Source organism: Pseudomonas fragi (assembly GCF_900105835.1).
Taxonomy (GTDB): Bacteria; Pseudomonadota; Gammaproteobacteria; order Pseudomonadales; family Pseudomonadaceae; genus Aquipseudomonas; species Aquipseudomonas fragi.
The window spans coordinates 566743-591009 of sequence record NZ_LT629783.1; the positions used below are offsets into that span (position 1 = coordinate 566743).

25 protein-coding genes are annotated in these 24267 nt (G+C 60.7%); 11 read left to right on the top strand and 14 right to left on the bottom strand.

The genetic code is table 11. The annotated features are described in order from the left end of the window. Nucleotide 1 precedes the first annotated feature (1 nt). The 7 genes from glcE to BLU25_RS02600 form a co-directional block, all read right to left on the bottom strand. Nucleotides 2-1063 carry a glycolate oxidase subunit GlcE gene (gene glcE / locus BLU25_RS02575; RefSeq protein ID WP_016780806.1) on the bottom strand — a complete coding sequence of 354 codons (1062 nt, stop codon included), beginning with the start codon at nucleotides 1061-1063 and terminating at the stop codon, nucleotides 2-4. After that, nucleotides 1063-2562 carry a glycolate oxidase subunit GlcD gene (glcD, locus tag BLU25_RS02580; RefSeq protein WP_016780807.1) on the bottom strand — a complete coding sequence of 500 codons (1500 nt, stop codon included), beginning with the start codon at nucleotides 2560-2562 and terminating at the stop codon, nucleotides 1063-1065. The genes glcE and glcD overlap by 1 nt, the downstream gene beginning before the upstream one ends. A gap of 184 nt (nucleotides 2563-2746) precedes the next feature. Continuing rightward, nucleotides 2747-2956 (bottom strand): hypothetical protein, encoded by a 210-nt coding sequence (locus tag BLU25_RS02585; RefSeq protein WP_016780808.1) that lies wholly within the window; start codon nucleotides 2954-2956, stop codon nucleotides 2747-2749. A 173-nt stretch (nucleotides 2957-3129) separates the two neighbouring features. Then, entirely contained in the window at nucleotides 3130-3402 is a 273-nt protein-coding gene (locus BLU25_RS02590) for a hypothetical protein (RefSeq protein WP_016780809.1), read from the bottom strand. A 304-nt stretch (nucleotides 3403-3706) separates the two neighbouring features. Further along, nucleotides 3707-4147 (bottom strand): glycine zipper domain-containing protein, encoded by a 441-nt coding sequence (locus BLU25_RS02595; RefSeq protein ID WP_029611397.1) that lies wholly within the window; start codon nucleotides 4145-4147, stop codon nucleotides 3707-3709. 102 nt (nucleotides 4148-4249) lie between these two features. Further along, nucleotides 4250-4417, bottom strand: coding sequence for a hypothetical protein (locus BLU25_RS23545; RefSeq protein WP_016780811.1), 168 nt, complete (start codon nucleotides 4415-4417; stop codon nucleotides 4250-4252). A gap of 99 nt (nucleotides 4418-4516) precedes the next feature. Then, complete coding sequence (locus BLU25_RS02600) at nucleotides 4517-5161, bottom strand: TetR/AcrR family transcriptional regulator (protein ID WP_083369506.1); 645 nt, start codon at nucleotides 5159-5161, stop codon at nucleotides 4517-4519. Nucleotides 5162-5338: 177 nt separating this feature from the next. On the opposite strand from BLU25_RS02600, the gene BLU25_RS02605 reads away from it, so the two are divergent. From BLU25_RS02605 to BLU25_RS02635, 7 genes are all read left to right on the top strand, one after another. Further along, nucleotides 5339-7126: an ABC transporter ATP-binding protein gene (locus BLU25_RS02605; RefSeq protein WP_083369507.1), complete on the top strand. Its 1788-nt coding sequence runs from the start codon at nucleotides 5339-5341 to the stop codon at nucleotides 7124-7126. Continuing rightward, complete coding sequence (locus BLU25_RS02610; protein ID WP_016780815.1) at nucleotides 7120-8871, top strand: ABC transporter ATP-binding protein; 1752 nt, start codon at nucleotides 7120-7122, stop codon at nucleotides 8869-8871. The genes BLU25_RS02605 and BLU25_RS02610 overlap by 7 nt, the downstream gene beginning before the upstream one ends. Next, nucleotides 8871-9794: an ABC transporter permease gene (locus tag BLU25_RS02615; protein WP_016780816.1), complete on the top strand. Its 924-nt coding sequence runs from the start codon at nucleotides 8871-8873 to the stop codon at nucleotides 9792-9794. The genes BLU25_RS02610 and BLU25_RS02615 overlap by 1 nt, the downstream gene beginning before the upstream one ends. After that, nucleotides 9791-10741, top strand: a complete 951-nt coding sequence (locus tag BLU25_RS02620) for an iron chelate uptake ABC transporter family permease subunit (RefSeq protein WP_016780817.1) — start codon at nucleotides 9791-9793, stop codon at nucleotides 10739-10741. Before BLU25_RS02615 ends, BLU25_RS02620 begins: the two co-directional genes overlap by 4 nt. Continuing rightward, nucleotides 10738-11499 carry an iron ABC transporter ATP-binding protein gene (locus tag BLU25_RS02625; protein WP_016780818.1) on the top strand — a complete coding sequence of 254 codons (762 nt, stop codon included), beginning with the start codon at nucleotides 10738-10740 and terminating at the stop codon, nucleotides 11497-11499. Before BLU25_RS02620 ends, BLU25_RS02625 begins: the two co-directional genes overlap by 4 nt. Nucleotides 11500-11510: 11 nt before the next feature. After that, nucleotides 11511-12506, top strand: a complete 996-nt coding sequence (locus BLU25_RS02630) for a siderophore ABC transporter substrate-binding protein (RefSeq protein ID WP_016780819.1) — start codon at nucleotides 11511-11513, stop codon at nucleotides 12504-12506. Between the two features lie 113 nt (nucleotides 12507-12619). Beyond that, complete coding sequence (locus BLU25_RS02635) at nucleotides 12620-14833, top strand: TonB-dependent receptor (RefSeq protein ID WP_083369508.1); 2214 nt, start codon at nucleotides 12620-12622, stop codon at nucleotides 14831-14833. A gap of 67 nt (nucleotides 14834-14900) precedes the next feature. Here BLU25_RS02635 and BLU25_RS02640 read toward each other — a convergent pair whose 3' ends face one another. Then, nucleotides 14901-15563 carry a hypothetical protein gene (locus BLU25_RS02640; protein ID WP_016780821.1) on the bottom strand — a complete coding sequence of 221 codons (663 nt, stop codon included), beginning with the start codon at nucleotides 15561-15563 and terminating at the stop codon, nucleotides 14901-14903. Between the two features lie 92 nt (nucleotides 15564-15655). On the opposite strand from BLU25_RS02640, the gene BLU25_RS02645 reads away from it, so the two are divergent. Both BLU25_RS02645 and BLU25_RS02650 read left to right on the top strand, forming a co-directional pair. After that, nucleotides 15656-16258: a nuclear transport factor 2 family protein gene (locus BLU25_RS02645; RefSeq protein WP_228795865.1), complete on the top strand. Its 603-nt coding sequence runs from the start codon at nucleotides 15656-15658 to the stop codon at nucleotides 16256-16258. Between the two features lie 116 nt (nucleotides 16259-16374). Continuing rightward, nucleotides 16375-17328, top strand: coding sequence for a LysR family transcriptional regulator (locus tag BLU25_RS02650; RefSeq protein ID WP_016780823.1), 954 nt, complete (start codon nucleotides 16375-16377; stop codon nucleotides 17326-17328). A gap of 50 nt (nucleotides 17329-17378) precedes the next feature. On the opposite strand, the gene BLU25_RS02655 is transcribed toward BLU25_RS02650, so the two are convergent. Beyond that, a complete protein-coding gene (locus tag BLU25_RS02655; protein WP_037001211.1) occupies nucleotides 17379-18032 on the bottom strand; it encodes a TetR/AcrR family transcriptional regulator in 654 nt (217 codons plus the stop codon). Nucleotides 18033-18271: 239 nt separating this feature from the next. Between BLU25_RS02655 and BLU25_RS02660 the strand changes: the two genes are divergently transcribed. Further along, complete coding sequence (locus BLU25_RS02660; protein WP_016780825.1) at nucleotides 18272-19111, top strand: TauD/TfdA dioxygenase family protein; 840 nt, start codon at nucleotides 18272-18274, stop codon at nucleotides 19109-19111. Between the two features lie 17 nt (nucleotides 19112-19128). Next, nucleotides 19129-19899 (top strand): class II aldolase/adducin family protein, encoded by a 771-nt coding sequence (locus BLU25_RS02665; RefSeq protein ID WP_016780826.1) that lies wholly within the window; start codon nucleotides 19129-19131, stop codon nucleotides 19897-19899. Nucleotides 19900-20152: 253 nt separating this feature from the next. On the opposite strand, the gene BLU25_RS02670 is transcribed toward BLU25_RS02665, so the two are convergent. The 5 genes from BLU25_RS02670 to hxsD are packed head-to-tail and all read right to left on the bottom strand — an operon-like array spanning nucleotide 20153 to nucleotide 24240. Continuing rightward, nucleotides 20153-20566 (bottom strand): hypothetical protein, encoded by a 414-nt coding sequence (locus tag BLU25_RS02670; RefSeq protein ID WP_016780827.1) that lies wholly within the window; start codon nucleotides 20564-20566, stop codon nucleotides 20153-20155. Between the two features lie 50 nt (nucleotides 20567-20616). Further along, a complete protein-coding gene (gene hxsA / locus BLU25_RS02675; RefSeq protein ID WP_016780828.1) occupies nucleotides 20617-21225 on the bottom strand; it encodes a His-Xaa-Ser repeat protein HxsA in 609 nt (202 codons plus the stop codon). Beyond that, entirely contained in the window at nucleotides 21222-22457 is a 1236-nt protein-coding gene (gene hxsC / locus BLU25_RS02680) for a His-Xaa-Ser system radical SAM maturase HxsC (protein ID WP_016780829.1), read from the bottom strand. Before hxsC ends, hxsA begins: the two co-directional genes overlap by 4 nt. After that, the gene (gene hxsB, locus BLU25_RS02685) at nucleotides 22457-23944 is read right to left on the bottom strand and encodes a His-Xaa-Ser system radical SAM maturase HxsB (protein WP_016780830.1); all 1488 of its coding nucleotides are present in this window, start codon (nucleotides 23942-23944) and stop codon (nucleotides 22457-22459) included. Before hxsB ends, hxsC begins: the two co-directional genes overlap by 1 nt. Next, on the bottom strand, nucleotides 23941-24240 hold the full coding sequence (gene hxsD / locus BLU25_RS02690; protein WP_016780831.1) for a His-Xaa-Ser system protein HxsD: 300 nt from the start codon (nucleotides 24238-24240) through the stop codon (nucleotides 23941-23943). The genes hxsB and hxsD overlap by 4 nt, the downstream gene beginning before the upstream one ends. Nucleotides 24241-24267 lie beyond the last annotated feature (27 nt).

Here is a 24267-nt window from a genome sequence, read left to right on the forward strand (position 1 = left end):
CTCAAAGCTCCGCGTACAGTCGACCGGGGTTGAAAATACCCTGCGGGTCGAGCTGGTATTTGAGGCTGCGCTGATAGCGCAGCAGGGCCGCAGGCAGCGGCTGGAACGGGCTGTCGACAAGGCCGCGGCTGTAGCAGGTGGCATGCCCGCCGACCTCGGCGACGACAGCGCGAATCCAGCTCGCTTCGGCATCCGACTTGAGCCAGCGCTGGGCGCCGCCCCAATCGATCAACTGCTGGCCGGGCAAGGCCAGGGCCGGGGTGTTGTTGGGCAGGGACAGGCGCCAGAGAGGCGAGCCAGCGGTGAAAAAATCCAGGCGCTGTGCGTTCAGATCAGCCCAGAAGGCGCCGTCCAGCAGATCGCCGCCCAGCCGCTCACGGGCGGCTGCCACCGAGCCTTCACCGCCCTCAAGGCGCAGGTGCAGACGCTGCCCGTCGTGGCAGGCGGCGCTGATCGGCAGCGGTTGCTGCCCCCACTCGGCCAGGCGCAGCAGGGCACGTTCGCTGCTCATCTGCAGGCTGATGCTCAGGCACTGCCGTGGTTTGGGCAGCACCTTGAGCGACACCTCGGTGATCACCCCAAGAGAGCCGTAACTGCCTGCCATCAGCCGTGACAGATCATAACCGGCAACGTTTTTCATCACCTCGCCGCCAAAACGCAAATGCTTGCCGTGCCCGGTGATGACCCGGGTGCCCAGCACATAGTCCCTGACCGAGCCCGCCCACGGCCGGCGAGGCCCTGACAGCCCGCTGGCAATCATGCCGCCCACCGTGGCGCCAGCGTAGGCGGGTGGCTCGCAGGGCAGCATTTGGCGTGACTGTTCCAGTACATGGGTCAATTGCGCCAGCGGTGTGCCGCAACGGGCAGTGATCACCAGTTCGGTGGGGTCATAGCTGACGATACCGCGATGGTTGCGAGTGTCGAGCACTTCGCCGGCCACGGCGCGGCCCAGGAACATCTTGCTGTTGGCGCCCTGAATGCGTAGCGCAGTGCCGCTGTGCAGGGCCTGGTTGACCTGCTCCAGCAGCACGCTGCTGTTATCGAGATCCTCGCTCGTGTGCATCAGAAACGCTCCAGTTCGGGGAAGGGCAACTGCCCGCCGTGTACATGCATGGCGCCGAATTCGGCGCAGCGGTGCAGGGTCGGGATGTTCTTGCCGGGGTTGAGCAGGCCAGCAGGGTCGAAGGCGGCTTTGACGGCATGAAACAGGGTCAGTTCGTCGCTGTTGAACTGCGCGCACATCTGATTGATCTTTTCGCGACCCACGCCGTGCTCACCGGTAATGCTGCCCCCGACTTTCACGCACAGCTCAAGGATCTTGCCGCCCAGGGCTTCGGCGCGATCAAGCTCGCCGGGCTGGTTGGCATCGAACAGGATCAGCGGGTGCATATTGCCGTCACCGGCGTGGAACACGTTGGCAACCCGCAGGTTGTAGGCGGCCGACAAGGCGGCAATGGCCTGCAGCACGCCCGCCAGTTGCCGGCGCGGAATGGTGCCGTCCATGCAATAGTAATCCGGCGCAAGGCGGCCCACGGCGGGAAAGGCGTTCTTGCGTCCGGCCCAGAAACGTACCCGTTCGGCCTCGTCCCTGGCCTGGCGGACTTCGCTGGCACCCGCCTGCTCCAGTACCTGGCGCACGCGGTTGCAGTCGTCGTGGACATCGGCCTCAACGCCATCGAGCTCGCACAGCAAAATGGCCTGGGCATCAACAGGGTAGCCGGCATGAATAAAGTCTTCGGCGGCGCGGATGGCCAGGTTATCCATCATCTCCAGGCCGCCGGGGATGATGCCGGCGGCGATGATGTCGGCCACGGCCCGGCCGGCTTGCTCGACACTGTCGAAGGCCGCCAGCAGCACCTTGGCGGTCTGCGGTTTGGGCAGCAGCTTGACCGTCACCTCGGTGATGACCCCGAGCATGCCTTCGGAGCCGGTAAACAGCGCCAGCAGATCGAAACCTGGCGCGTCGAGCGCGTCCGAGCCCAGGGTCAGCGGTTCGCCGTCGACGGTCAGTACCTCGATCCTGAGCAGGTTGTGGACGGTCAGGCCGTACTTCAGGCAATGCACGCCACCGGCGTTTTCCGCGACATTGCCGCCGATTGAGCAGGCGATTTGCGAGGACGGGTCGGGCGCGTAGTACAGGCCAAAGGGCGCCGCAGCCTGGGATATCGCCAGGTTGCGTACCCCCGGCTGAACCCGTGCAGTGCGCGCGCCAGGGTCGATATGGAGGATTTTGTCAAAGCGCGCCATCACCAGCAGCAGGCCTTTTTCCAGGGGCAAGGCACCGCCGGACAACCCCGTGCCGGCCCCCCGTGCGACCACCGGCACGCGCATCTGATGGCAGATGCGCAACAGCTCTTGCACCTCGTCGAGGTGACGGGGCAATGCCACCAGCAGGGGCGTGGTGCGATAGGCCGACAGCCCGTCGCACTCGTAGGGCGCGAGTTGTTCACGCTCATGCAGGACTTCAAGCTGCGGCAAGCGCGTTTGCAAGGCGTGCAACAGGGCGGCTTTATCAACGTCAGGCAGTACGCCGTCGACGCGTTCATCGTAGAGGATATTCATGGCGGCTCACGACACTCGATTATTTTTATATGAGGTGTGTATCCGGTGCAGCCTAGTCGCAAAGTTCGCGGCGCATCACCACCATGGCGATAGCAGCCTTGTCGGTATTGTTGAAGTCAGACCGAGCATTACCGCCAGCGAGGCGATCGTGCAAGTGCCTTGGGCTACAAAAAACGCCGGGTGCTCAGTGCAGAGTCGCGGCGCGACCCATTTCGCCAATGCGGATGCGGTCCAGCGCCCGGTTCAGGGCGTCCAGCGCATCGAGCAGGGCCTTGGCTTCAGTTTCGCGGCCATCGCCCCACAGGCGTTCGGCCATTCGGTTCAGGGTCAGGATGGCGTGTTCTATCTCTGCTGCAGTCGCCATCGGGCTTTCTGCGGCTGGTTTGCTGGGCATGTTCAACACTTCTGCGGGGCCAGGCAATCTGGATTGAGGGACGGTACTTGCGGGGGGTATTCAACGCACAGGGTACGGGGAATCGGGCGGGTGCTTCAAACCTTTGTTTGCGGGAGGTGGCAGAGGAACCTTCGAGGCGCACTCGCGGCGCGCCCCGAAGGGTTTATACGCGCTTAGACCCGATGGATCTGGGTAATGTGCGGTTTGCCATTAATTGGCGCGTAGGTTTCCACGATGGCTTGCCATGATGTGCCGGGCGAGCCAGGCAGTGTTGCGGTGCATTTGAAGCGATAGTTGGTGCCATTGACGACCTGGGTCGAAACCAGCTCCGGTGAGTACTGCACACCCACGAACCCGGTCAGGGCTTCTTTGAATACTTCCTGATCCTTTGGAGTCAGCTTGTGGTAGACAGTCCATCCGCCAACGAGTTGCTCTTGAGCAGTCATACGTTAAATCTCCTTATTTAAGTTCCTACTCGTCTGGCTTTTCGGAGTTCGCCCCGTATATTCAATGGTTTCCGGAATCCATTTCCTGAAGGTTTTCCCATACGATCCTTTTATCCCTGTACCGGAGCGTCTAGAGAAACTGCACCATGACTGTTGATTAAATCGAGCATAGCAGTGCCGCCATTGGCCTGTAGGACGAATCGGCAGATGGCAGATGGCCGGTCATCAGGGTGGATGAGCGGCCACCGGGGCACAAAAAAGCCCGACATCAGGTCGGGCTCTTGGGCCTTAACTATAGGGCTCGTTAGCGGTGCTTGTTTTTGTGCTTGTGTTTACCCTTGCCATTGCCATTGCCATTGCCATTGCCATTGGAGTGATGGCGGTCGCCATCGTTGCCCAGGTTGTTGCCGACTGCGCCGCCGACGGCACCGCCCACGCCTGCGCCGATGGTCGAGCCGGTGGAGCCACCCAACTGATGGCCGATCACAGAGCCGCCTGCCGAGCCAAGCCCGCCACCGATGGCGGCTTCGGTTTTACTGCCTTTTTGCGCGCCGAGTGCGCCACCTGCAGCACCGCCCAGACCAGCACCGACGGCGGCCCCGGTGGAGCCACCCAGCTGTTGGCCGACAATATTGCCCAGCGCACCGCCAACACCGCCGCCGACGGCGGCAGATCCATCTCCAGCGGCCATTGCTCCCTGCGATATCACCATGCCCAGTAGTAGAACGGGTAATGTAATCCGCATGTCATTAACCTCAGTCGATAGTTAGCAAGACACTCATTCAGGGACCTTATGCCCCTAAAGATATAGAGGGCGCATAAAGTTTAAAGTTCGATCGTTACGTGTTTAACGCCTGATCCGGTTTTTTTGCCAGCTGACATCGCTGTGGAAAATGCCCGTATCACCTCGCAGCACATACAGGGTCGCCCTGTAGGCTGAGGTTAGCCGGGAGCACTGCAGGCCGCGAATCTTGTTGTAGGCCCATGCCCAGCCGTGGGTCGTTTTACTGCTCATCATCCAACTCCTGCGTTCAATCACATGAACGATATGAGTTGGGTTTGACCCGCTCTGGCCCAGTAGTTCCCTGTCAATTGCAGGGGGCCGGCACGGCGGTTATGACGGCGTCTTGACGGGCGGGGCAAGCCCCGGATTTTCTTCTTGAAGCAGCACCAGCGCACCGACGATAAGCGCGCGCATGCCTTGGGCCAGCTCGATTTCCATTTCTGCCTCCTCACTTGCGCGGTCCGCCTCCAGCAGCGGTTCGCGGCAGGTGACCGAATACACCGTGTCGGCGACGGCAATGCCGTGGAAGGCAATGGTTGCCAGCAGCCAGCGGGCATTTTCTATAGAAATGGCATAGATCTGGGCTATGTGGCGCTGATGTTCGTCGATCTTGGTGAGCATCGGCTGCGTCGCGGCCAGCCTGCGAATCACATAAGGCGTCAGCCCGGGGTGGGCCTTGACGAACACCCGCACCGAGGTGGCAAACCCGAGCAAATACTCCTTCAGGGTACCCGGCTGGTCGGCCTGGGCGCGGGGGATCTGCCAGCGGGTGAAGATCTCCTCGGCGACCATGCTTTTGAGCGCCTCCAGATTGGCAACGTGCTTGTACAGCGCCATATGGCTGACCCCCAATGCAGCGGCAACGCCGACAAAGGTGATGTTCGGCAAGCCGATTTCGATGCCTGCATCGACGATGCGTTCGCGGGTGATGGTGCGCGGACGCCCTCGAGCGGCAGGTGGTTGTGGCGCTTTCATGACAAATCCTTGAACGGTGAAGGCTGTGTTTTAGCTGGCTTGTCAGGATTTCGCAAATTAGTTTATAGTCATGCAACTAATTAGTATTCTGATTCCAGGGGCCAATCCCGGTGCTCCGGCACCTTGAGAAACACCCCCGGCCTTTCCTTTTTGTGTATTTGCGGACCCTTGATTGTCATGGACTCTCCTCATTCAGCCTCGGCCAACCCCAAGGTGCGCGGCCCGATCAGCCAGCTGCTGGCCCCTATCCGTGGGCGCCTGATCGTCGCTGCCATGCTGGCTGCCATCGGCTCCATGCTGACCCTGGTGCCACTGGCCGCCATTGCCCATATCGGCCAGACAGTGCTGGGCAACCTCGAACATGGGTCGGGCCAGTTGTGGTGGTCGGTACTGGTCGCTGTCACCAGCCTGTGCCTTGGCATGTTGCTGATCACGGCGGGCGAGTTGCTGGCGCACCTGGCCGACAACCGCATCACCCATCATTTGCGCCTGGCCATTGTGCGGCGCCTGAGCCGTGTGCCGTTGGGCTGGTTCACGCAGCGGGCAGCGGGGGAGGTCAAGCAGGCGATACAGGACGATATCAATACGCTGCACAGCCTCACCGCGCATTTCTACACCACGGTGGGGCGCGCGGGCGGTGCCGTGGCCATTTCGCTGATCTATCTGTTTGCGCTGGACTGGCGCCTGGCAATGGTCTCGATCCTGCCGTTTCCCGGTTTCTTTATATTTTTCACCCGGGCGGTCAAGGCCAGCGAGCACAATATGCAGGCGTTCGTCGCGGGCATGGGCCGTATCGACAATGCCGTGGTGGCGTTCGTCAACGGCATGCCGGTGCTCAAGGCATTTGCTGGCGCAGACAAGGCCCAGGGCAGCTACCGCGAGGCTGTCGATGCGTTTGCCCGCGCCTTTATCGGTTTCACCCGCCCGCTGGTGGGGTCGATGGCCAATGCCAATGCCATGATCGCGCCCGTGACCGTGCTGGGTGGGGTGCTGGTTTTCGGCAGCCTGTTTGTGGCGCTGGGCTGGATAACGCCGTTGCAGGTGCTGCCGTTCGCCCTGGTCACCCCCGGGCTGTGCGGGCCTCTGCTGTTGTTGCATTACCTCACCCATGACCTGAACCACGGCGTGGCAGCCGCCAGCCGCGTGCAGGCCCTGCTGCAAACCCCGGTGCTGGAACAGCCGGCACCCGGCATGCAGCACACGCCTGTGGGCAGCGAAATTTGCCTGGAGCACGTCGGCTACAGCTATGACCACGGGCAGCCGGTGCTCACGGCGATCAACCTGAGGCTCAAACCGGGCACCACCACCGCCATTGTCGGCCGCTCCGGTGCTGGCAAGTCGACCCTGGCGCGCCTGCTGCTGCGCTTTTTTGACCCCAGCCAAGGGCGCATCACCCTGGGCGGCGCGGACCTGCGTGATCTCGACACGGCAACCCTGTACCGGCATATCGGTTTTGTCTTGCAGGAGGTGCGCCTGATCCACGCCAGTGTGCGCGCCAACATTGCCCTGGGCAGGCCGTCGGCCAGCCAGCAGCAGATCGAGGACGCTGCGCGCATGGCCAACATTCATGAACGCATCCTGGCTTTGCCGCGTGGCTATGACTCGGTGGTGGGTGAAGACGCGCAGTTGTCCGGTGGCGAGCAGCAGCGGGTGAGCATCGCCCGCGCTGTGCTGCTCGACCCGCCCGTGTTGGTGCTGGACGAAGCCACGGCGGCAGCCGACGCCGAAAGCGAAGTCGCGATCCAGGACGCGCTGTCGCACTTTGCCCAGGGTCGCACGCTGCTGGTTATCGCCCACCGGCTCGACACCGTGATGCACGCCGACCAGATCATCGTGCTCGACAACGCCAGGGTGTGCGAGCAGGGCAATCACGCTGAACTGCTCGCCCGCGGCGGCCTCTATGCGCATTTATGGGCGCAGGGCGGCTATCAAACTCTCGACCAACTGGCGGAGCCGTCATGCTGAAGTCCTTTTTACAGCTGCTGGGCGACGACGCGCCGGTGTTTTATCGTTATCTGCGCCTGGCCGTGGTCTATGGCTTGCTCAGCGGTTTGACCCTGACCACCCTGGTGCCGGTGCTGGGGCGTCTGCTTACTGGTGATATGCGTGGTGCGGCACTCTGGCTGGCACTGATGCTGACCGGCATGCTCGCCTGCTGGGCCGGGCGGCGCCGCGTGGAAAGGGCAGGCGTGGCCGTGGGCGTGGTCATTTTGCAAGGCGCCCGCCATCGTATCGGTGACCATGTGGCAGGCTTGCCCCTGGGCTGGTTTACCGCGCAAAACACCCGCCAGTTGGGCCATGTGATTACCCAGGGCATGATGGCCCTGGCCCAGTTGCCGGCGCATGTATTCACCCCGGTGATCACCGGGGCGGTGACGCCATTGGTGATCGTTGTTGCGCTCTGGCTGCTGAACTGGCCAATGGGCCTGATTGCACTGCTGGGGCTGGTGGTTTTGACCGCGGCCTTATGGCTCAGCGCGCGCCTGGGACGGCGCAGCGACCGGGCTTTCCAGGGGCAATTTGCCGAGGCCAGCCAGCGCATGGTCGAGTTTGCCCAGGCCCAGTCGGTGTTGCGCGCGTTCAACGGCGCAGGCGCCAGTACCCGGTTGCTCGAACAAGCCATCGAGCGCCAGCGTCAGTCTGGCTTGCGGCTGATCGTACAATCGTCACTCTCGGTGGTGCTCAATGCCTGGGTGGTGCAGGCGATCTTTGCTGCGCTGCTGGTGGCCGCAGCCCTGTGGCTCAGCCCGCGGCTGGGCCTGGAGGTGCAGGGGGCGTCAGTGGTTGCCGTGATCGTTGCGCTGGTCCTGAGCAGTCGCTACATCGAGCCGCTGCTGGACGTGGCCAGCTATGCCGAGATCCTGCGCAGCGCCTGCGGCCAGCTTGCGGCCGTGCAGAGCCTGTTCGCCGCCCAGCCCCTGGTGCAACCGCAACAGCCGCAGCAACCGGCGGATGCTTCGATCGAGTTGCGCAGCCTCGGCATGCGCTATGCCCCCGACCAGCCCGAAGTGCTGCAGGGCATCAGCCTGCGTATCGAGCCGGGCAGCATGACCGCGTTGATTGGCGCCTCCGGTTCGGGCAAGACCACCCTGGTACGGATGATTGCGCGGTTTTATGACCCAAGCCAGGGCTGCGTACTGATCGGCGGGGTGGATGTGCGGCAGATGACCAGCACTCAACTGGCCGCTCAGATCAGCCAGATCTTCCAGGACAGTTATCTGTTCCAGGGCAGCATTGCCGACAATATTCGCCTGGGCAAACCCGCCGCCAGTGACGCCGAACTCCTTGACGCAGTGCAGCAAGCCGGAGTCAGCGAACTGATCGAGCGTTTGCCGCAGGGGCTTGATACCCAGGTCGGCGAGGGCGGGGCGCGGCTGTCGGGTGGCGAGCGTCAGCGTATCGGTATTGCGCGTGCGCTGATCAAGGATGCACCCATCCTGTTGGTGGACGAGGCCACGGCCGCGCTGGATGCCGACAACCAGCAACTGATCGCCCAGACCCTGGCCAGGCTGCGCGGGCGCCGCACCCTGGTGGTGATTGCGCACCAACTGTCGACGATTGCTATGGCCGATCAGATCGTGGTGCTCGACCAAGGCCGGGTTGTCGAGCAGGGAGCGCCGGCGGCATTGCTGGCCGGCGCAGGGCGTTATGCCCATTTCCTGGCGCAGCGCCGGGTGGCCAAGGGCTGGCGTATCGGCGGGCAAGCCTGATGCGTGCAGGCGGGTTGGCCGTATTTGCCTTGCTTTGCGTGACCTCGTTGCTGGTGGGGGCGCGGCAACTGGAGTGGTCGGGGGATGCCTGGCTGACCTTGACTGCCAGTCGCCTGCCACGCCTGGCCGCACTGGTGCTCACTGGCGTTGGCCTGTCGGTGTGCGGGGTGATCTTGCAGCATCTTGTGCGCAACAAGTTTGTCGAGCCGGCCACCTCGGGCGGCCTGGATGCCGCCAAGCTTGGCATCCTGTTGTCGCTGGCCCTGGTGCCCGCTGCCAGCGTGCCGGTACGCATGCTGTTTGCGCTGGTAGTCTGCTTCGCCGCGGGGTTGGTGTTTGTGCTGCTGATTCGCCGCATCCAGTTCAAGAGCACGGTGCTGGTGCCGGTCATCGGCCTGATGTATGGCGGCGTCTTGAGTGCCATCGCCGAGTTCTACGCATATCGCCACAACATCATGCAAAGCATGCAGGGCTGGCTGCTGGGGGACTTCTCCCGGGTGGTGCAGGGCAGTTACGAAATCATCTACCTGATCTTGCCGATCGTTGCGCTGACCTACCTGTATGCACACCGTTTCACCCTGGTCGGCATGGGTGAGGGCATGGCCACCAGCCTGGGTCTGAACTATCCGGCCACCGTGGCGCTGGGCCTGCTGCTGGTGGCGGTCACGGTGTCGGCCACGGTGATCAGCGTGGGCGCGATCCCCTTTGTCGGGCTGGTGATTCCCAATCTGGTGGCGTTGCGTTACGGCGACAACCTGGGGCGTACATTGCCCATCGTGGCGCTGAGCGGGGCCAGCCTGCTGCTGGCCTGCGATATTCTCGGGCGCGTCCTGATCTACCCGTTCGAGGTGCCGATTGGCCTGACCGCAGGCAGCGTGGGTGGCGTGCTGTTTCTCGCGCTGATCATCTGGAGGCAGCGATGAGGCGCCTGCAACCCCGACTGGCCGTGTGGGGCACCGTTACGCTGCTGGCACTGGTGTTTGTGTTTCTGGGCGCAGGCATGGACGTTGAGTATGTGATCCCCAGGCGGCTGACCCGGCTGGGGGCGATGGTCATCGGTGGCGTGTGCATCGCCTGGTCGTCAATCACCTTCCAGACCCTGACCGGCAACCGCATCCTGACGCCGGCGATCATGGGCTACGAGGCCGTGTACCTGTTGTTACAGGCCTTGCTGGTGTTGTTTCTTGGCACCAGCAGCGTGGTGTTGCTCGGCATCCACGGCAACTTCCTGCTGTCTGTGGTGGTGATGCTGGCCTATTCATGGGGGATCCACCGCTGGCTGTTCCGGGACGGCAACAGCAACGTGTACACCCTGCTGCTGGTCGGGCTGGTGCTGACTCTGGTGATCAGCACGTTTACCCAGTTTGTCCAGCTCAAGGTCAGCCCCGGTGAGTTTTCGGTACTGCAGAGCTTCAGCCTGGCCTCGTTCAATCGGGTGCAAACGCCGCAATTGTTGTATGGCGCGCTGGTGGTGGCAGCAGTCGCCCTGGTGGGGCGCAAGAGCCTGGCCACCCTCGACGTGCTGTCGCTGGGCCGTGACCAGGCGATATCCCTGGGGGTCGATTATCGGCACAGCGTGCGCCTGCACCTGGCCCTGATCGCGGCCCTGGTTGCGGTATCGACCAGCCTGCTGGGGCCAACGGCCTTTATGGGTATTTTCGTTGCCAATAGCACCTATGCCCTGGCCCGCACGTTCAGGCACCGGGTCACGCTGGCGCTGGGCAGTGCGGTTGCCATCGGCCTGTTTATCGCCGCCCAGCTGCTGGTCGAGCATGTTTTCAACTACACAACCACGGTCGGCATCCTGATCAATCTGCTGTGTGGCGGATATTTCCTGGTGCTGATGGTGCGTACCCGAGGAGCGCCATGATCACCGTTCACAACCTGCACAAGGCCTATGGCAGCAAAACCGTTTTGCGAGGTGTTGATGCCCGCTTTGCGGGGCAACGCCTGACCTCGCTGATCGGCCCCAATGGCGCGGGCAAAACCACGCTGCTGATGATGATTGCCCGGCTGATGCAACCCTGCGTCGGTACCGTTTGCCTCGAGGGGCGAACGGTGGCGGGCATTCCCGTGGGCGAATACGCCCGGCGTGTCGCCACGTTGCGCCAGTCGCCGGACTTCAACCTGCGCCTGACCGTACAGGAGCTGGTCGCCTTCGGGCGCTTCCCCTACAGCCGGGGCGCCCTGACCCGCGAGGACCACCAGGTGATCGACGAAGCCATCGCCTTTTTGTCGCTGCAGCCGCTGCGCCATGCCTACCTCGACGAACTCAGCGGCGGGCAACGGCAAATGGCGTTTCTGGCCATGACCATCGCCCAGCAGACCGACTACCTGCTGCTCGACGAACCCCTCAACAACCTCGATATCAAGCACGCCGTGCAGATTATGCGGGCGCTGCGCCGGCTGTGTGACGAGCACGGGCGCACGGTAATTCTGGTGGTGCATGACATCAACTTTGCCGCCAGCTACAGCGACCATATCGTCGCCATGAAAGCGGGGGCAGTGCAGTGCGCCGGCAGCGTGGACGAGGTGATTACCGAAGCGCGGCTGGGTGAACTGTACGGGCTGGACTTCGACATCAGCCAGGGCCCGCGCGGGCGTTTGTGCAACTACTTCAACCCCTAATGAGAACGGCAATGACCTTCCATCACATATATCGCCTCAGGCCGCTGGTCCTGTTGATTGCCGCCACGCTGGCGGTGCAAGGGTGCAATGACAGCAGCGGCGAAATACCCCGCCCAGCCACCCGCGCACCGGCAGAGCAGGGAGGGTACGCAGCGGTTCGGGTGCAGCACCAACTGGGCACCACCCTGATCGAGCATGTGCCACAACGGGTGGTTGCGCTGGACATGAATGAGGTCGACTTTCTTGATCAGTTGGGCGTGCCCGTGGCGGGCATGCCCAAGGATTTTGTCCCGCACTTTCTTGCCCGCTACAAGGATGCGCCGGGTGTTGAGGACCTGGGGGCCATCGTGCAACCCAACCTGGAGCGGGTACATGGCGCACGGCCGGACCTGATCCTGATCACCTCGCTGCAGGCCAGCCACTATGGCGAACTGAGCGAGATGGCGCCGACCCTGCACTTCGATGTCGATTATCGCGACAGCGAGGCGCGGCATATCGACGTTATCCGGGCTCACCTGCTGACCCTGGGGCAAGTGTTTGGCAAGCAGGCGCTGGCGCAGCAAAAAGTGGCCGAACTGGATGCCAAGGTGGAGCAGGCCAGGGCCATTACCCGGGAGCGCCCTGAAAAAGCCCTGGTGGTGTTGCACAACAACGGCGCCTACAGCGCTTTCGGCGTTCACTCGCGTTACGGCTTTGTCTTCAACGACCTCGGGGTAAAACCCGCCGGGCCGTCGACTGCAACCGGTCTGCATGGCCAGCCGGTGTCCAGTGAATTTATCCAGCAGGCCAACCCCGACATTATCTATGTGGTGGACCGCACCGCCGTGATGGAGGGCCGCCCGGTCATGGATGCCCGGAGTATGGGCAACCCACTGTTGCGCCAGACCAATGCCTGGAAAAACGGCCGGGTGATCTTTGTCGATGCCCAGGCCTGGTACGTCACCGGGGCCAGCCCGACCTCCTTGAAACTGCTGATCGACGACGTGCTCAAGGGCTATCAGGGCTAAGGCAGGGCAGGCCCGGGCCAGGCTTTTTATTGAGGTTTAACGATTCTCATTAGTTTCATTTCTAGCATTCTGATTCATATAAAAAACAATCTCTCAACCAACGGAGTCCTCGCGTGAGCAAACGCCCTCTACATCCTCGCATTGCGCCACCCTGCGCAGTTTTTGCCTTGAGCCGCACCGCTAAAGCCGTGCAGACCGTGCTCCTGGGCCTGACCCTGGGCATGACAGGGCTGACAGCCTGTGCCGAGAGTTTGGCCGAAGAAGAACACGGCGACGTCTCAACCCTGCCCGCAACCCTGGTCGAGGGCGACATGGCCGGGCCTGCCGGTTTGCCCCCCAGTTACGCGGGTGATCAAGTGGCCTATGGCAGCCGGGTGGGCCTGCTGGGCAACAAGGACTTTATGGAAACGCCGTTCAGTACCATCAGCTACACGGAAAAATACATTGCCGATCGCCAGGCCCAGAACATTACCCAGGTGATTGCCGCCACCGACCCTGCAGTGTTCAGCAACGGCCTGACCGGCACCTTCAGCGAGAACTACTCGATCCGCGGCTTCGCCAGCAGTATCAGCGATGTGAGCATCGGCGGCCTGTATGGCGTGGCGCCTTACTACCGGATCTCGCCAGAAATGTACGAGCGCATCGAAGTGCTCAAGGGCCCGTCGGCCCTGCTCAATGGCATGCCGCCGGGCGGCTCGGTGGGCGGCAGCGTCAACCTGGTGCCCAAGCGGGCAGGGGATGAGCCGTTGACCCGACTGACCGGTACCTATATGTCCGATGCGCAGTTCGGCGGGCATGTGGACGTCGGTCGGCGTTTTGGCGATGACAACCAGTTCGGTGTCCGTTTTAACGGGGTGTACCGCGAGGGTGACGGCGCGATCGACCATCAAAAGCCGAAAGCTGAGCTGACCTCGCTCGGCCTGGACTGGCGTGGCGAGCGTGTACGCCTGTCTGCTGACCTGTATGAAGCCGAAGATCGTGTGCGCGGTCAGAACCGTGGCATTAACCTGGGCCCAGGCGTGGCGGTGCCCAAACCGCCCAAGGCCGATACACTGCTCAACCCTGACTGGGCCTATGTGCAGACAACGGACCGGGGGGCCATCATCCGCGGTGAGTACGACCTGACCGACAGCCTGATGGCCTATGCCGCCTACGGCATGAGCCAGACTCACTACGAATACAGCGGCACGATGTTGGCGACGGTATTCAACGATGCGGGTGACTTTGAGACCAAGATGGGCCAATTGAAAATGGACCTGGAAAAAACCTCCGGGGAGATGGGCGTGCGGGGGCATTTGCAAACGGGTGCGATCAAGCACCAATGGACCCTGAATGCCACCCACTATGGCGATACGCAAAAGGACTACGGGCGCAGAAATGTGCCGGGGGCCGAGTGGGTCACCAATATTTACAACCCGGTGTGGGGCCCGGCGGCGGCCAGGGACTTTCCTTATATTGCCCACTCCGAAACCCGTCTGACCAGCTACGGCCTGGCAGACACCCTGTCGATCCTTGATGATCGGGTGCAGCTGACCCTTGGCTTGCGCCGCCAGCAAGTGCGCACCGACACCTTTAACGTCAAAACCGGCGCACGCAACGTCCCGGGGTATGACGAGGCGGCCAATACACCGGCGGCGGCATTGCTGGTCAAGGTCACTGACCAGGTCTCGCTGTATGCCAACTACATCGAAGGACTGAGCAAGGGCGCCACTGCGCCGATGACGGCAGAGAATGCCGGGGATGTGTTTGCACCCTACAAGTCCAAGCAGAAGGAGGTCGGGGTCAAGGTGGACCTGGGCGAGTTCACCCACACCTTGAGCCTGTACCAGATCGAGCGCCCCAACAGTTACACCGACCCGGTCAGCAACATCTTCTCCTTTGGTGGCGAGCAGCGTAACCGTGGTGTCGAGTGGAGCTTTTTCGGCTCGCCGCTGCAGGATGTGCGCCTGATGGGCGGTGTGGCCCATGTCGACCCCAAGATCACCGCCGGGGACCACAAGGGCAAGACGGCCACCGGCCTGCCCAAGCTGCAAGGCAAATTGGGGGTGGAGTGGGACACACCGCTGGTACACGGCCTGACATTGACCGCCAATGCCACCTCGGTGTCCTGGCAGTACATAGATACCAACAATACCCAGTCGATTCCGGGGTATACCGTCTATGACCTGGGCAGCCGCTACGCCACCCAGGTGGCCAGCCGTGCGCTGACCTTGCGCGCCAGCGTGACCAACGTGGCCAACAAGGCCTATTGGGGCACGCCGCTGCTGTCGAGCCTGGGCCTTGGTGCGCCGCGTACCGTTGAGCTGTCTGCGACAGTGGACTTCTAAAAAGAAGTACCCCCGGCTGCTGGCAGTGAACGGCCAGAAGCCGGGTGTCGCGGGTGATCCTGAACCGTCAGCCGCGGTGTCCAGCGCTGCCTTTACAGGCGGTGACGGTGGGATAAGGCCGACACACCAGCATCATTTTGTCCTTCGGTTCAAAGCCGTGATCCATCATGCAGCGTTGCGCCCGGGCTGTGCGCCCGATGTCGGCGACGTCCAGGTTCGACCCCAGCGGCCGTGGATAGCCGCAGGCATACATAACCGGCAGCGCTTCGCGATTATTGGCCACTTGCATCGAGAAGTGGCGGGGTGCGCCCACCTTGCGCCAGGTGACCTGCATGTCTTCATAACGGCCGGAATCAGGCTTGATCGGATAGAAGCCTTCATCGGCTTCAAACGGCAGGGCCTCGAGCTGGGACACGCTCAGCGCATGGCCCATTCTTGCTTCGACGCAGGCCGGCGCATTGATCATGACTGCACAGAAATCAAAGCCGTCTTTACGGGTAAAACCCAGGCGCTGCATGCACTGAAACTGCAGCACCCGTTCGTTTGTCGGATAACGGTTCATTGAGTGCCCTACGGGCTCGCCACATTCAGCCATCGCCGCCTGGACTCCCACGACGGTAGTGGACGTGCGTTGCCACTGGGTGAATTCAGCGGGCGGCGGACAACCGGTCAGCAACAACACCGATGCGATCAGGGCCGGGAAGGTAATGATCTGGGCTTTGCGCAGCATATCGATCCTTGGAGGGGCATGCGCCTGACCGCGCAAAACCGCGAAGAGGGGCTCTATTTGATCCTGTGATTCCAGAATGTTTGGAATTATTTGTGGATTATCTTTTATTTGAACAGGCCTACAGTGATGGTCATTACTCGGCTGAAGCTGGCATGCCCCTGGCGCAGTCAATGTGCAGGCTAATGTCTGTGCAGTCCAGCCGACCCATCATCTACGAGGTCACTTGCATGGATATCCAGCTCAAGGCACTGCTCGATCGTGAAGAAATCCGCACTCTCAGGACCCTTTACGCCCACCATCTGGACAGCAACAACATCGCCGCACTCGACCAGGTGTTTTCGGCAGATGCCGTGGTGGAAGTCACCGTCGGCAAAATGCAGGGCATCGATGCCATACGTGCCGGTCTGAATGATGCCTTTACCCTGTTTGATCGCGACCGCCAGGGCAGTTATCCGTTCCTGCATGCCATCGCCAACCACTGGGTGAAGCTGACCGGGCCGGATACGGCACAAGGTCGCTGCTACCTGATCGATTTCGAGACAGCCTCCAAGGCTGATCCCAATCCGTTGCTGCTGCTTGGGCTCTATGCCGACGAGTACCGGCGCATCGATGGCCAATGGCGCATCACCCATACCCGTCTCGAAGTGGTCTGGCCGCAACGCAACAGCAGCCGCGAACAATGCGCCTCCAGTTGAGGCGCATTTTTGTTTGAGCGGGGCCATCGCTGATGCGCCATTGATGCTTGCCCATTGCTGTATGATTTTGCGGATATGCAATCAGAAATTCCTACATTTCAGCTCTGGAAGCCATAATGACTGCAAACCCGTTTGACGGTATTCGTGAGTTCGTTGCCTCGGCTCAGTCCTTGAGTTTCACCGCGGCGGCACTCGAACTCGGGGTCACCAGTTCGGCGGTGGGCAAAAGCGTCACCCGGCTTGAAGCGCGCCTGGGCGTCAAGCTCCTGCACCGCACCACGCGACGCCTTATCCTCACCTCCGAAGGTGAGGCCTACCTGGCCAGTTGCCTGCGGGTGATGGATGAGCTGGCCGAGACCCAGGGGTTCTTGACCACCGGGCAGCAGGAGCCTATCGGTCGGCTGCGCATAGACCTGCCGGCCGCCTTTGGCCGACGACATATTTTGCCGACCCTGATCAATATGGCTGTGCGCTATCAACAGCTCGATCTGTCCGTGAGTTTCAGTGAGCGGCTGGTGGATATCGTCAACGATGGCATCGACCTTGTAGTCCGTATCGGCAACTTGAAGGATGACGCAGAAATCGTCGCGCGCAAGCTGGGCAGTCAATGCCTGTTGATTTGCGCGACGCCCGGTTATTTGCAAGAACACGGCACGCCTCAAACCCCTGAAGACCTTTTGCACCACGATTGCATTGTTGGCTGGCGCAACGGCACCCGTAAAACCTGGATGCTGATTGACGAGAAGGGGCAGACCAATGAGCACGAAGTACGGGTCAAGCACGAGATGGGGGACGGGGAAATGCTGCTGGACATGACGCTGGCCGGGGGCGGGCTGGCGCAACTGCCCACCTGGCTGGTGCAGACGCATATCCGGGAAGGTCTACTGGTGCCGGTGCTGGACACTTATGCAGGCGCCGAAATGCCCATCCATGTGATTTGGCCACGCACGCGCTATATACAACCCAAAATCAGGATGGTCGTGGATGAGCTGTTGGCATTGGCCCGGCGTGATGCAGGCATTTTCCGGCCTGATCAGGGCGACCAGACTGCGGACAATAAAGCCCGCTGACGGAGGTTGAGTACAAAACCCGACCTCGATCCAGCGCCCGTGGCCGGATATCAGTCAAACGAGGCTGGCTGCAAGCAGCCCATCGCCATGCCAACCAGGCTATCAAGGAATGCTGCGGATTCCATTTGCGCCGGCATATCATCCAGCACCGAGCGGATCACGCTGCGCAAGCCTTGCCCGAGCAAATAAGCCGCCAGGGCCGGGTGCTCGGTGTTGATCTCATGCTCGTACAGTCGCACCAGCGGCAACCAGGTGGCCTCAATGAACTCGCCTGTCGTCTGGTAGGGGCCGCCCCACTTGCCCAGGTGAAGGGCAGAGTGGTAACGCAAGTGAAAGGCCTTGTTCAATTTGAACAGTCGCGTTTCCACCCGAATGATGTTGGCCAGTATATCCCGCAACGCCAATCGCAAAGGCTTGCCGGTCAATTGCTCACGCATGCGCAAGAGCGTCTGGGTTTCTTCATCGAGAACACGCTCGTACAACAAGGCCACAATTGCATCTTTGCTGGGGAAGTACTGGTAGATGGAACCGACCGCGACCCCTGACAGCTCCGAGATAAGGGCGACGGTCAGCGATGCTTCGCCTTTTGCATCGAGAATCTGCAAGCACGCCTGTTCCACGGCGTCCACCAGCGCGCGCGAGCGTGACTGGCTCGGGCGCTTGCGTAGCGCGGGAAGCTGAGCCGGGGAAATGTTTGGGGCCATCGCGGTTTCATCGCCTTGGTTGTTTGCAAAAAGCCGAGCGGGCCATTTCACATGGCCCTGCATCTTGAATATAAACGAACAAAATCAATACCTTACCAAGGTAAGTTGTGCCTTGCGGAATGCGAATATCTGAACCTTGGCGACGTCAGTATGATCATTTTCGTCGATCAGACAACGTCCAAACGCGCAGCGATGCGCGCTACAGGATCGGTTACTCCACACCTGCCGGGAGATTGCCCATGTCATCAGCTTTCACCGTCCGCCCCCTGGGGCCAAGTATTGGCGCCGAGGTACTTGATCTGGATCCCGCTTGCGTATTCTTGCCAGATACCCTGGCAGGGCTTGAAGCGGCACTTGTTCAACATGAAGCCCTGGTACTGCACGTCCCGGGCTTGAGGCCTGAGCAACACCTGGCGATTGCCAGGCATTTTGGCGAGCCGGAAGTCCACACGTTCTATCCCAATCTGGGCGAAGGCCTTGAGCAGATCACCGTGATTGACTCCAGGCATGGTGACCGTGCCGATATGTGGCACCACGACGAAAGTTTTTTACCGAGCCCGCCCATCGTCACCATGACCCACGCGCACATCTTGCCGCCGGTGGGCGGTGACACCTGCTGGATCAGCATGACCACGGCGTATGACGCACTGTCAGAGCGCATGCAGCACTACCTTGAGGGCCTGAGTGCCTGGCACGACATGAACGGGCCGATGACCGCAGCGTTGCGCCAGAACGTGGTCAGTCACGAGCGCTACCTGGAGGTGATCAACATGAATCGTCGGCACTTGCATCCGCTGGTGATCAAACACCCGGTAACAGGTCGCAAGGCGCTGTATGTGAGCCCGACGTACACCACCTACATCGACGGCCTGGCCATCCCTGAAAGCGACGCGGTGCTTGCTTATTTACACGGCCACTGCCAGCAGGCGCATTTTGCCTTTCGCCATCGCTGGGCTGTCGGTGACATGGTGATCTGGGATAACCGCAGCGTACTTCACAACGCCATCCTTGATTATCAACCGCACCAGCGGCGCATGCAGCGTGCCTCTGTATTCGCTCGCCAGAGCATCCACGCGTGATTGAAGGGGGATTATCCATGTTGCACGACAAACTGAACCAGGCGCTGTTGGCGCGCTTCACGCCCAAGCCGGGCCGGCATGCGCTGCTGCCCGAACTGACCCCCCGCCAGACGCTTGCCCTGCTGTGCCGGGTGTTGTGTCGCGAAGGCTATAACGACCATATCGCCGGCCATATCACGGTGCGCCAGGACGACGGCACATACCTGGCCAACCCGTGGGAGCTGACGTGGGCAGAGGTGAGCGCTTCGGATATCGTGCGCCTCGATCATGCGGGCAAGGTGATTGAAGGAGAATGGAACATCACCCCGGCCATCAACTTGCATATGGACTTACATGCCGCACGGCATGATGTTCAGGTGGTGATCCATAATCACCCGCAATGGGGATCGGTGTGGTCGGCGGCGGGGCGCATTCCGCCGGTCTACGACCAGACATCGGCCCTGGTTGACACCGACCCGGTGCTCTATGACGAGTACCGCGGTACGGTTGAAGACGGCGAATTGGGGCGTGCCGTGGTGAACGCACTGGGCCCCAACAAGTGGGCGTTACTTGCCAACCACGGTGTGCTGGTGGTGGGTAACGGTATACGCCAGGCGCATTTGCGTGCGATCACCCTGGAGTGGCGCAGCCGTCTGGCCTGGCATGTAGAGGCACTCGGAGGCGGTTCGCCGTTGCCCGATCAAGTGGTGCTTGCCACCGGCAAGCGCACTGATGCCAACGGGTTCCCGTTCTTGTGGGAAGCTATGGCCAGGGAAGAAATCCGCCGCGATCCGGGGGTGCTTGAGTAAGCGCTTGGTTAACCTTGGGCGCCGGCACAACAGGCGCAAATGCTGTCGTCCACAGCCGTTGGCCCAGGAGCCGTTACAATGGCGGCCCGGGGGGAACCTTTCAGACGCGCATCAAAATAGTGCCCATCGCTTGTCGGGATCCCAGTCGCAAGTAGGCTTCGGCGTATTGATCCATGTGGAAGAGGCTGTTTACCGAGGGCTGAAGAGCGCCATTGGACCAAGTATAGGCATAAAAGGAGGCCTATACCTCGGCTCAGGGTAGCAGCCAAGTGCTGTTTGGGGTGGTCGACCGGATGCCGACTGCCTGGCACTGCTCAAGAATCGGCAGAATGTAGGTGATGTTGGTACGGCCCGGCTTGCCTTCTACTCTGTAACGAGCCGCCTGGCAGAGTGGGCCGGCTTTTTCGTACGTATGGTTTGAGCTGATGTCCACAGCTTGTGCTTGGCCGAAATGATGGTTGCCGGCGAGATAGTCCAACGTTTGCTGGAATGCTGTGCGAGTCAGCGTCAACTGCGAGTCTTGAGATCCGGTCTCAATCACAACGCGATTTGCATCAACAGTCGCTATACGGAAACGGGCGCTACGCGACGGTGTTTGCAACTCCTTGCCTTGCAGGCGGCTGATCAATGCCCAGAGAGTTTTGTCGACTTGAGTGATGTGCTGCATGGGATAGTTCCTTCGTTTCTGAACGGGGGCGAGCTTTAATCTGAAGCGACTTATGGAATCTTGATCCCCAACGCATTCAGCGAAGGCGTATCCATCCGGCCATTCACGGTCAGCCCGGTGTCCATCTGAAAGGCCATCAACGCACCACGTGTCGCCTTGCCCATCACCCCATCAATCGTGCCTTGGTAATACTGGCGCACCATCAGCGCGGTCTGCACACGGGTGACCAGGTTGCTTTTCTGCTCATTGGCCGCGCGGCTCTTTGAAGTGCTCGAACTTGATCCGCTGGTAGTGCCAGACGACTGGTAAAGGCTGTTGCTGCTTGAGGTGCTGCTCGAAGCATTAGGCGCGCTGTAGCTTCGGGTACTGGTAGCGGGTGGGCTGTAGTAGCGAGGTGCGCTATAGCCTCCCGAGCCGCTGTAGTGAGAACTGTGCGAACTGTGGGACCGGTGTGAACTGTGTGAGCGATGTGCCGCATAGATGTTGACGGTGTCTGGCGCATTGAGCGTATCGGCAAAGACCGGTGGCTGTAGCTTGTCGTTGGGTTGCCAGTTCGCATCGGCGAGCGACAGATGGCCCGCCTGTGCCAGGGTGGCACCTGCCATAGGCAGCAAGCTGATGCCACTGATCAGGACTTTCCAGCGGTCGAGCAATTTCACTGTGCGCTCCTTGTATAGGCGCTAAAGGCCTCGGTCGATAGTGGTTGTACGCCGCGGCTCTGCCAGCGGTCGGTGTGGGATTTGAAGAAGCCAGAGCAATGTTTGACGCCAGCGCATTGCTGGCAGGTATCGATGAACAGGTTCTTCCAGTCCGAAATGCTCTGGCGAGCGAAACGTGAGAGGTGGGCCGGGATCAGGCACAGGGGCAAGTTGTAGATCGAGACCGGTACTCCGCGGTTGAACAGGAAATACACCGCCTGGCTCAACGACTCCTGATAGTCCAGCGGGTCAATCCACAGTTCTTCGTAGTTCTTCCTGGCCAGGCCGGTACTTTCGATACCCATCAGCGCAACATGCCGCACGAAGGGCAGATTCCTGAACACGTAGTGGGCGAGCTCTGGCAAGCGTGGCGTGGTCAGGTGATTGAGCACCACGCGTATCTCGATAATCTGGTTGGCACGCGCCAGGTTGTAAAGACCTTGCAGGGTTTCGCTGAACGCGCCTGGAGCCTGCACCACATGGTCATGGTCTTCGGCATTGTCGGCATACAACGGGATGCCCCAACTCAACTGAGGGTGGCCGATGGCCGAGAGCGCTGCGATCCAGCTCGGGTCTTGAAACAGACGCCCGTTGCTGAGCACATGAATGGATTTCTGCGGCAAAACGGCTTTGCACTTGGCCAGTATTTCGAGCAGGCCGTCACGATAAAGCGTTGGTTCTCCGCCGCTGATTCCCAGATTTTCCTCGCCCTTGTCCATCAGGTCGATCAGCCGTAGGTTCTCTTCGATGTGCCAACGGTCATCGATATCTTTGGGTGGCTGCGAGCACATCAGACAAAGGCTGTTGCAACGATCGGTCATAAACAGCAGGTTGCTGTCTGAGCCTCGTCGATAAAGCACTCGTACCAACGCGTTGCCGGGTGTTATAGCAATGACATCACCCGGTTGCACGACATCCACATCTTTGGGGGTGTGCAGGTGTGGAAGCGCGCTGTCGAAGTCGCCGATCAATGGCTCCGGGATCAGGAATCCACCCACTGGTAATGAGAGCAGATGCGGGTTCTGTAACCGTTCTTCGTTTGGCAGCCAAAGCAGCAGGTCACCGAACTCAGCGTCTCCGGCACAAACAGCCAGCCCTTGTTCGATGAACTCATCCAGAGTGATAACCTTGAGAAGTTTCGGCTCATTCAGGTGATGGATTTCGAAGTGTGTATCTTTGCGCAGCATCACCATCAGCCCCTGTAACCCGGTAACCGGACATCGTTGTAAGAGCGCCTGTTCAACCAAGACAGCAGTACCCTCTGCACGTTGTCGTCGCCATCGTAAAGCAGGCCGAAAAGATGCTTCAGCAGCCCCATATTCTTATTGCAGAAGCTGCTGAACTCTCGGTGTCCGATCGGGTCAGCTTGACGGGCATAGTGTTCGACGGGGTCAGCACCACAGTACGGGACAAGTGCGCAGTCAGCGCAGCCCGGCAGCGCCTCTGCTACGCCACTGGCGAGCAACACATTCATAACGGGTGATGCGAGTAATTCAGACAAGGGCTGCTGCACGGTGCCGAGCCTCAAGCCGTCTTCTCCCATCTCCAGCAACATTCGGGCTTCGTCCGAGGGGTAGACGTAACCGTCATAGTTGTAAACCAGCGCCGCGATGCCTGCGCCAGTTGGGGAGCGCAGATCTACGTAACCGGAGGAGAAGGGTGTCAGGATATTTCTCAGCAAGAGGCTCGTATAACTCTCTGAGAGGTATACGCCTTGTTGGTTGATGTGTAGCAAATAGGCCAGTGCCTTCTTGTAGAAGGCCAGGTATCGCTCAATCGGGTAATCAAGTCGATGGGCACTCTTGGTGGCAAACCCATAAGGGCTCAGAGGCCGAAGCGAGATGCTGGAAAAACCCTGATTTACATATTCATCGATGATTGCTTCAGGTTGTTCGAGGCTTCTAGAAGTCAGCGTGGTCAGCGCGGAAACCGCATCATGGCCAAGACGCTCACGGACCCACCGGATGCCTTTTACAGTGCGTTCGTAGGAGTCTCGTGACGGAGTAGGACGGTTGGCATTATGCAAGGGCGCCGGGCCATCGAGCGAGGTCGAAAACTGGATGCGATTTTGCTCAGCGAAATCGAGTATTTCCTCCGTCAGGTGGTGCAGCGTGGTGGTGATGACGAACTGGATATCCCGTTGTTCGACCACGTTCCGCTCCACGATCCATTCGACAATTTGGCGGACGCGCTCGAAGGCCAAAAGTGGTTCGCCACCCTGAAACTCCACAGTCAGGGCTGGAGCGTTCGATTCGAACAGGCGATCGACCGCCGCCTGTGCATCCGCTTCCGACAGGTCGTGGCCGGATCCTCCCAGAGGGGCCCGCGACACCTGGCAGTACTGGCAGGTGTGGTTGCAGCGCAATGTCACCACGAACAAGTGCAATGCAGGGCCCTGGAAGAGGAAGTCCTTGCGGCTGCGATACTGCGCGGCCATTTCCGGGAACGGGTCGTGGCGGCCTGGTTCGTAGATGAAGTGGCGAGCTAGCAGGTCCTTGTAAAAACGCGTACTTGCTTGAACGTCGAAGTAACTGAGGGCTCGTAATTGCGCGTCGTTCACGTGCATGTACTCACCGGTATCGGAGGTGAGCAGAATGTCACGGTCATGTCCCGTGTTCATGCGCATGAATCGAAAAGGTAGCAAGCGGTAGTGCTTGGCGTCTGTCGCAATTAGCGTCACTGGGAAATCCCACATCCAGCGAGCGCGGCTCGGGCTAGGACCTCGCGCAACCCTGCTGTTTCGCGGTTGATATGGTCGCGTAGGGCGAAGTCGTTCAGATGCTGAAGGATTAGCGAGTGAGCCTGCTCCCGGGAAAGGGTTAGCCTTTCTTCAGCGGGGTGGGCCGTGAGGCTTATGTGATTGGCTTCAATACCGACCTGGATCGTGACAGTGCCAGCCAGGGAATAAGCGGCGCGTTGCACCACGCTGAGCGGGTAGGCAGTGCTGTCGAGTTTCAGCGTGACTGGCCATGTCATCGGAACCGATCCTTATCCGTTGGGGAA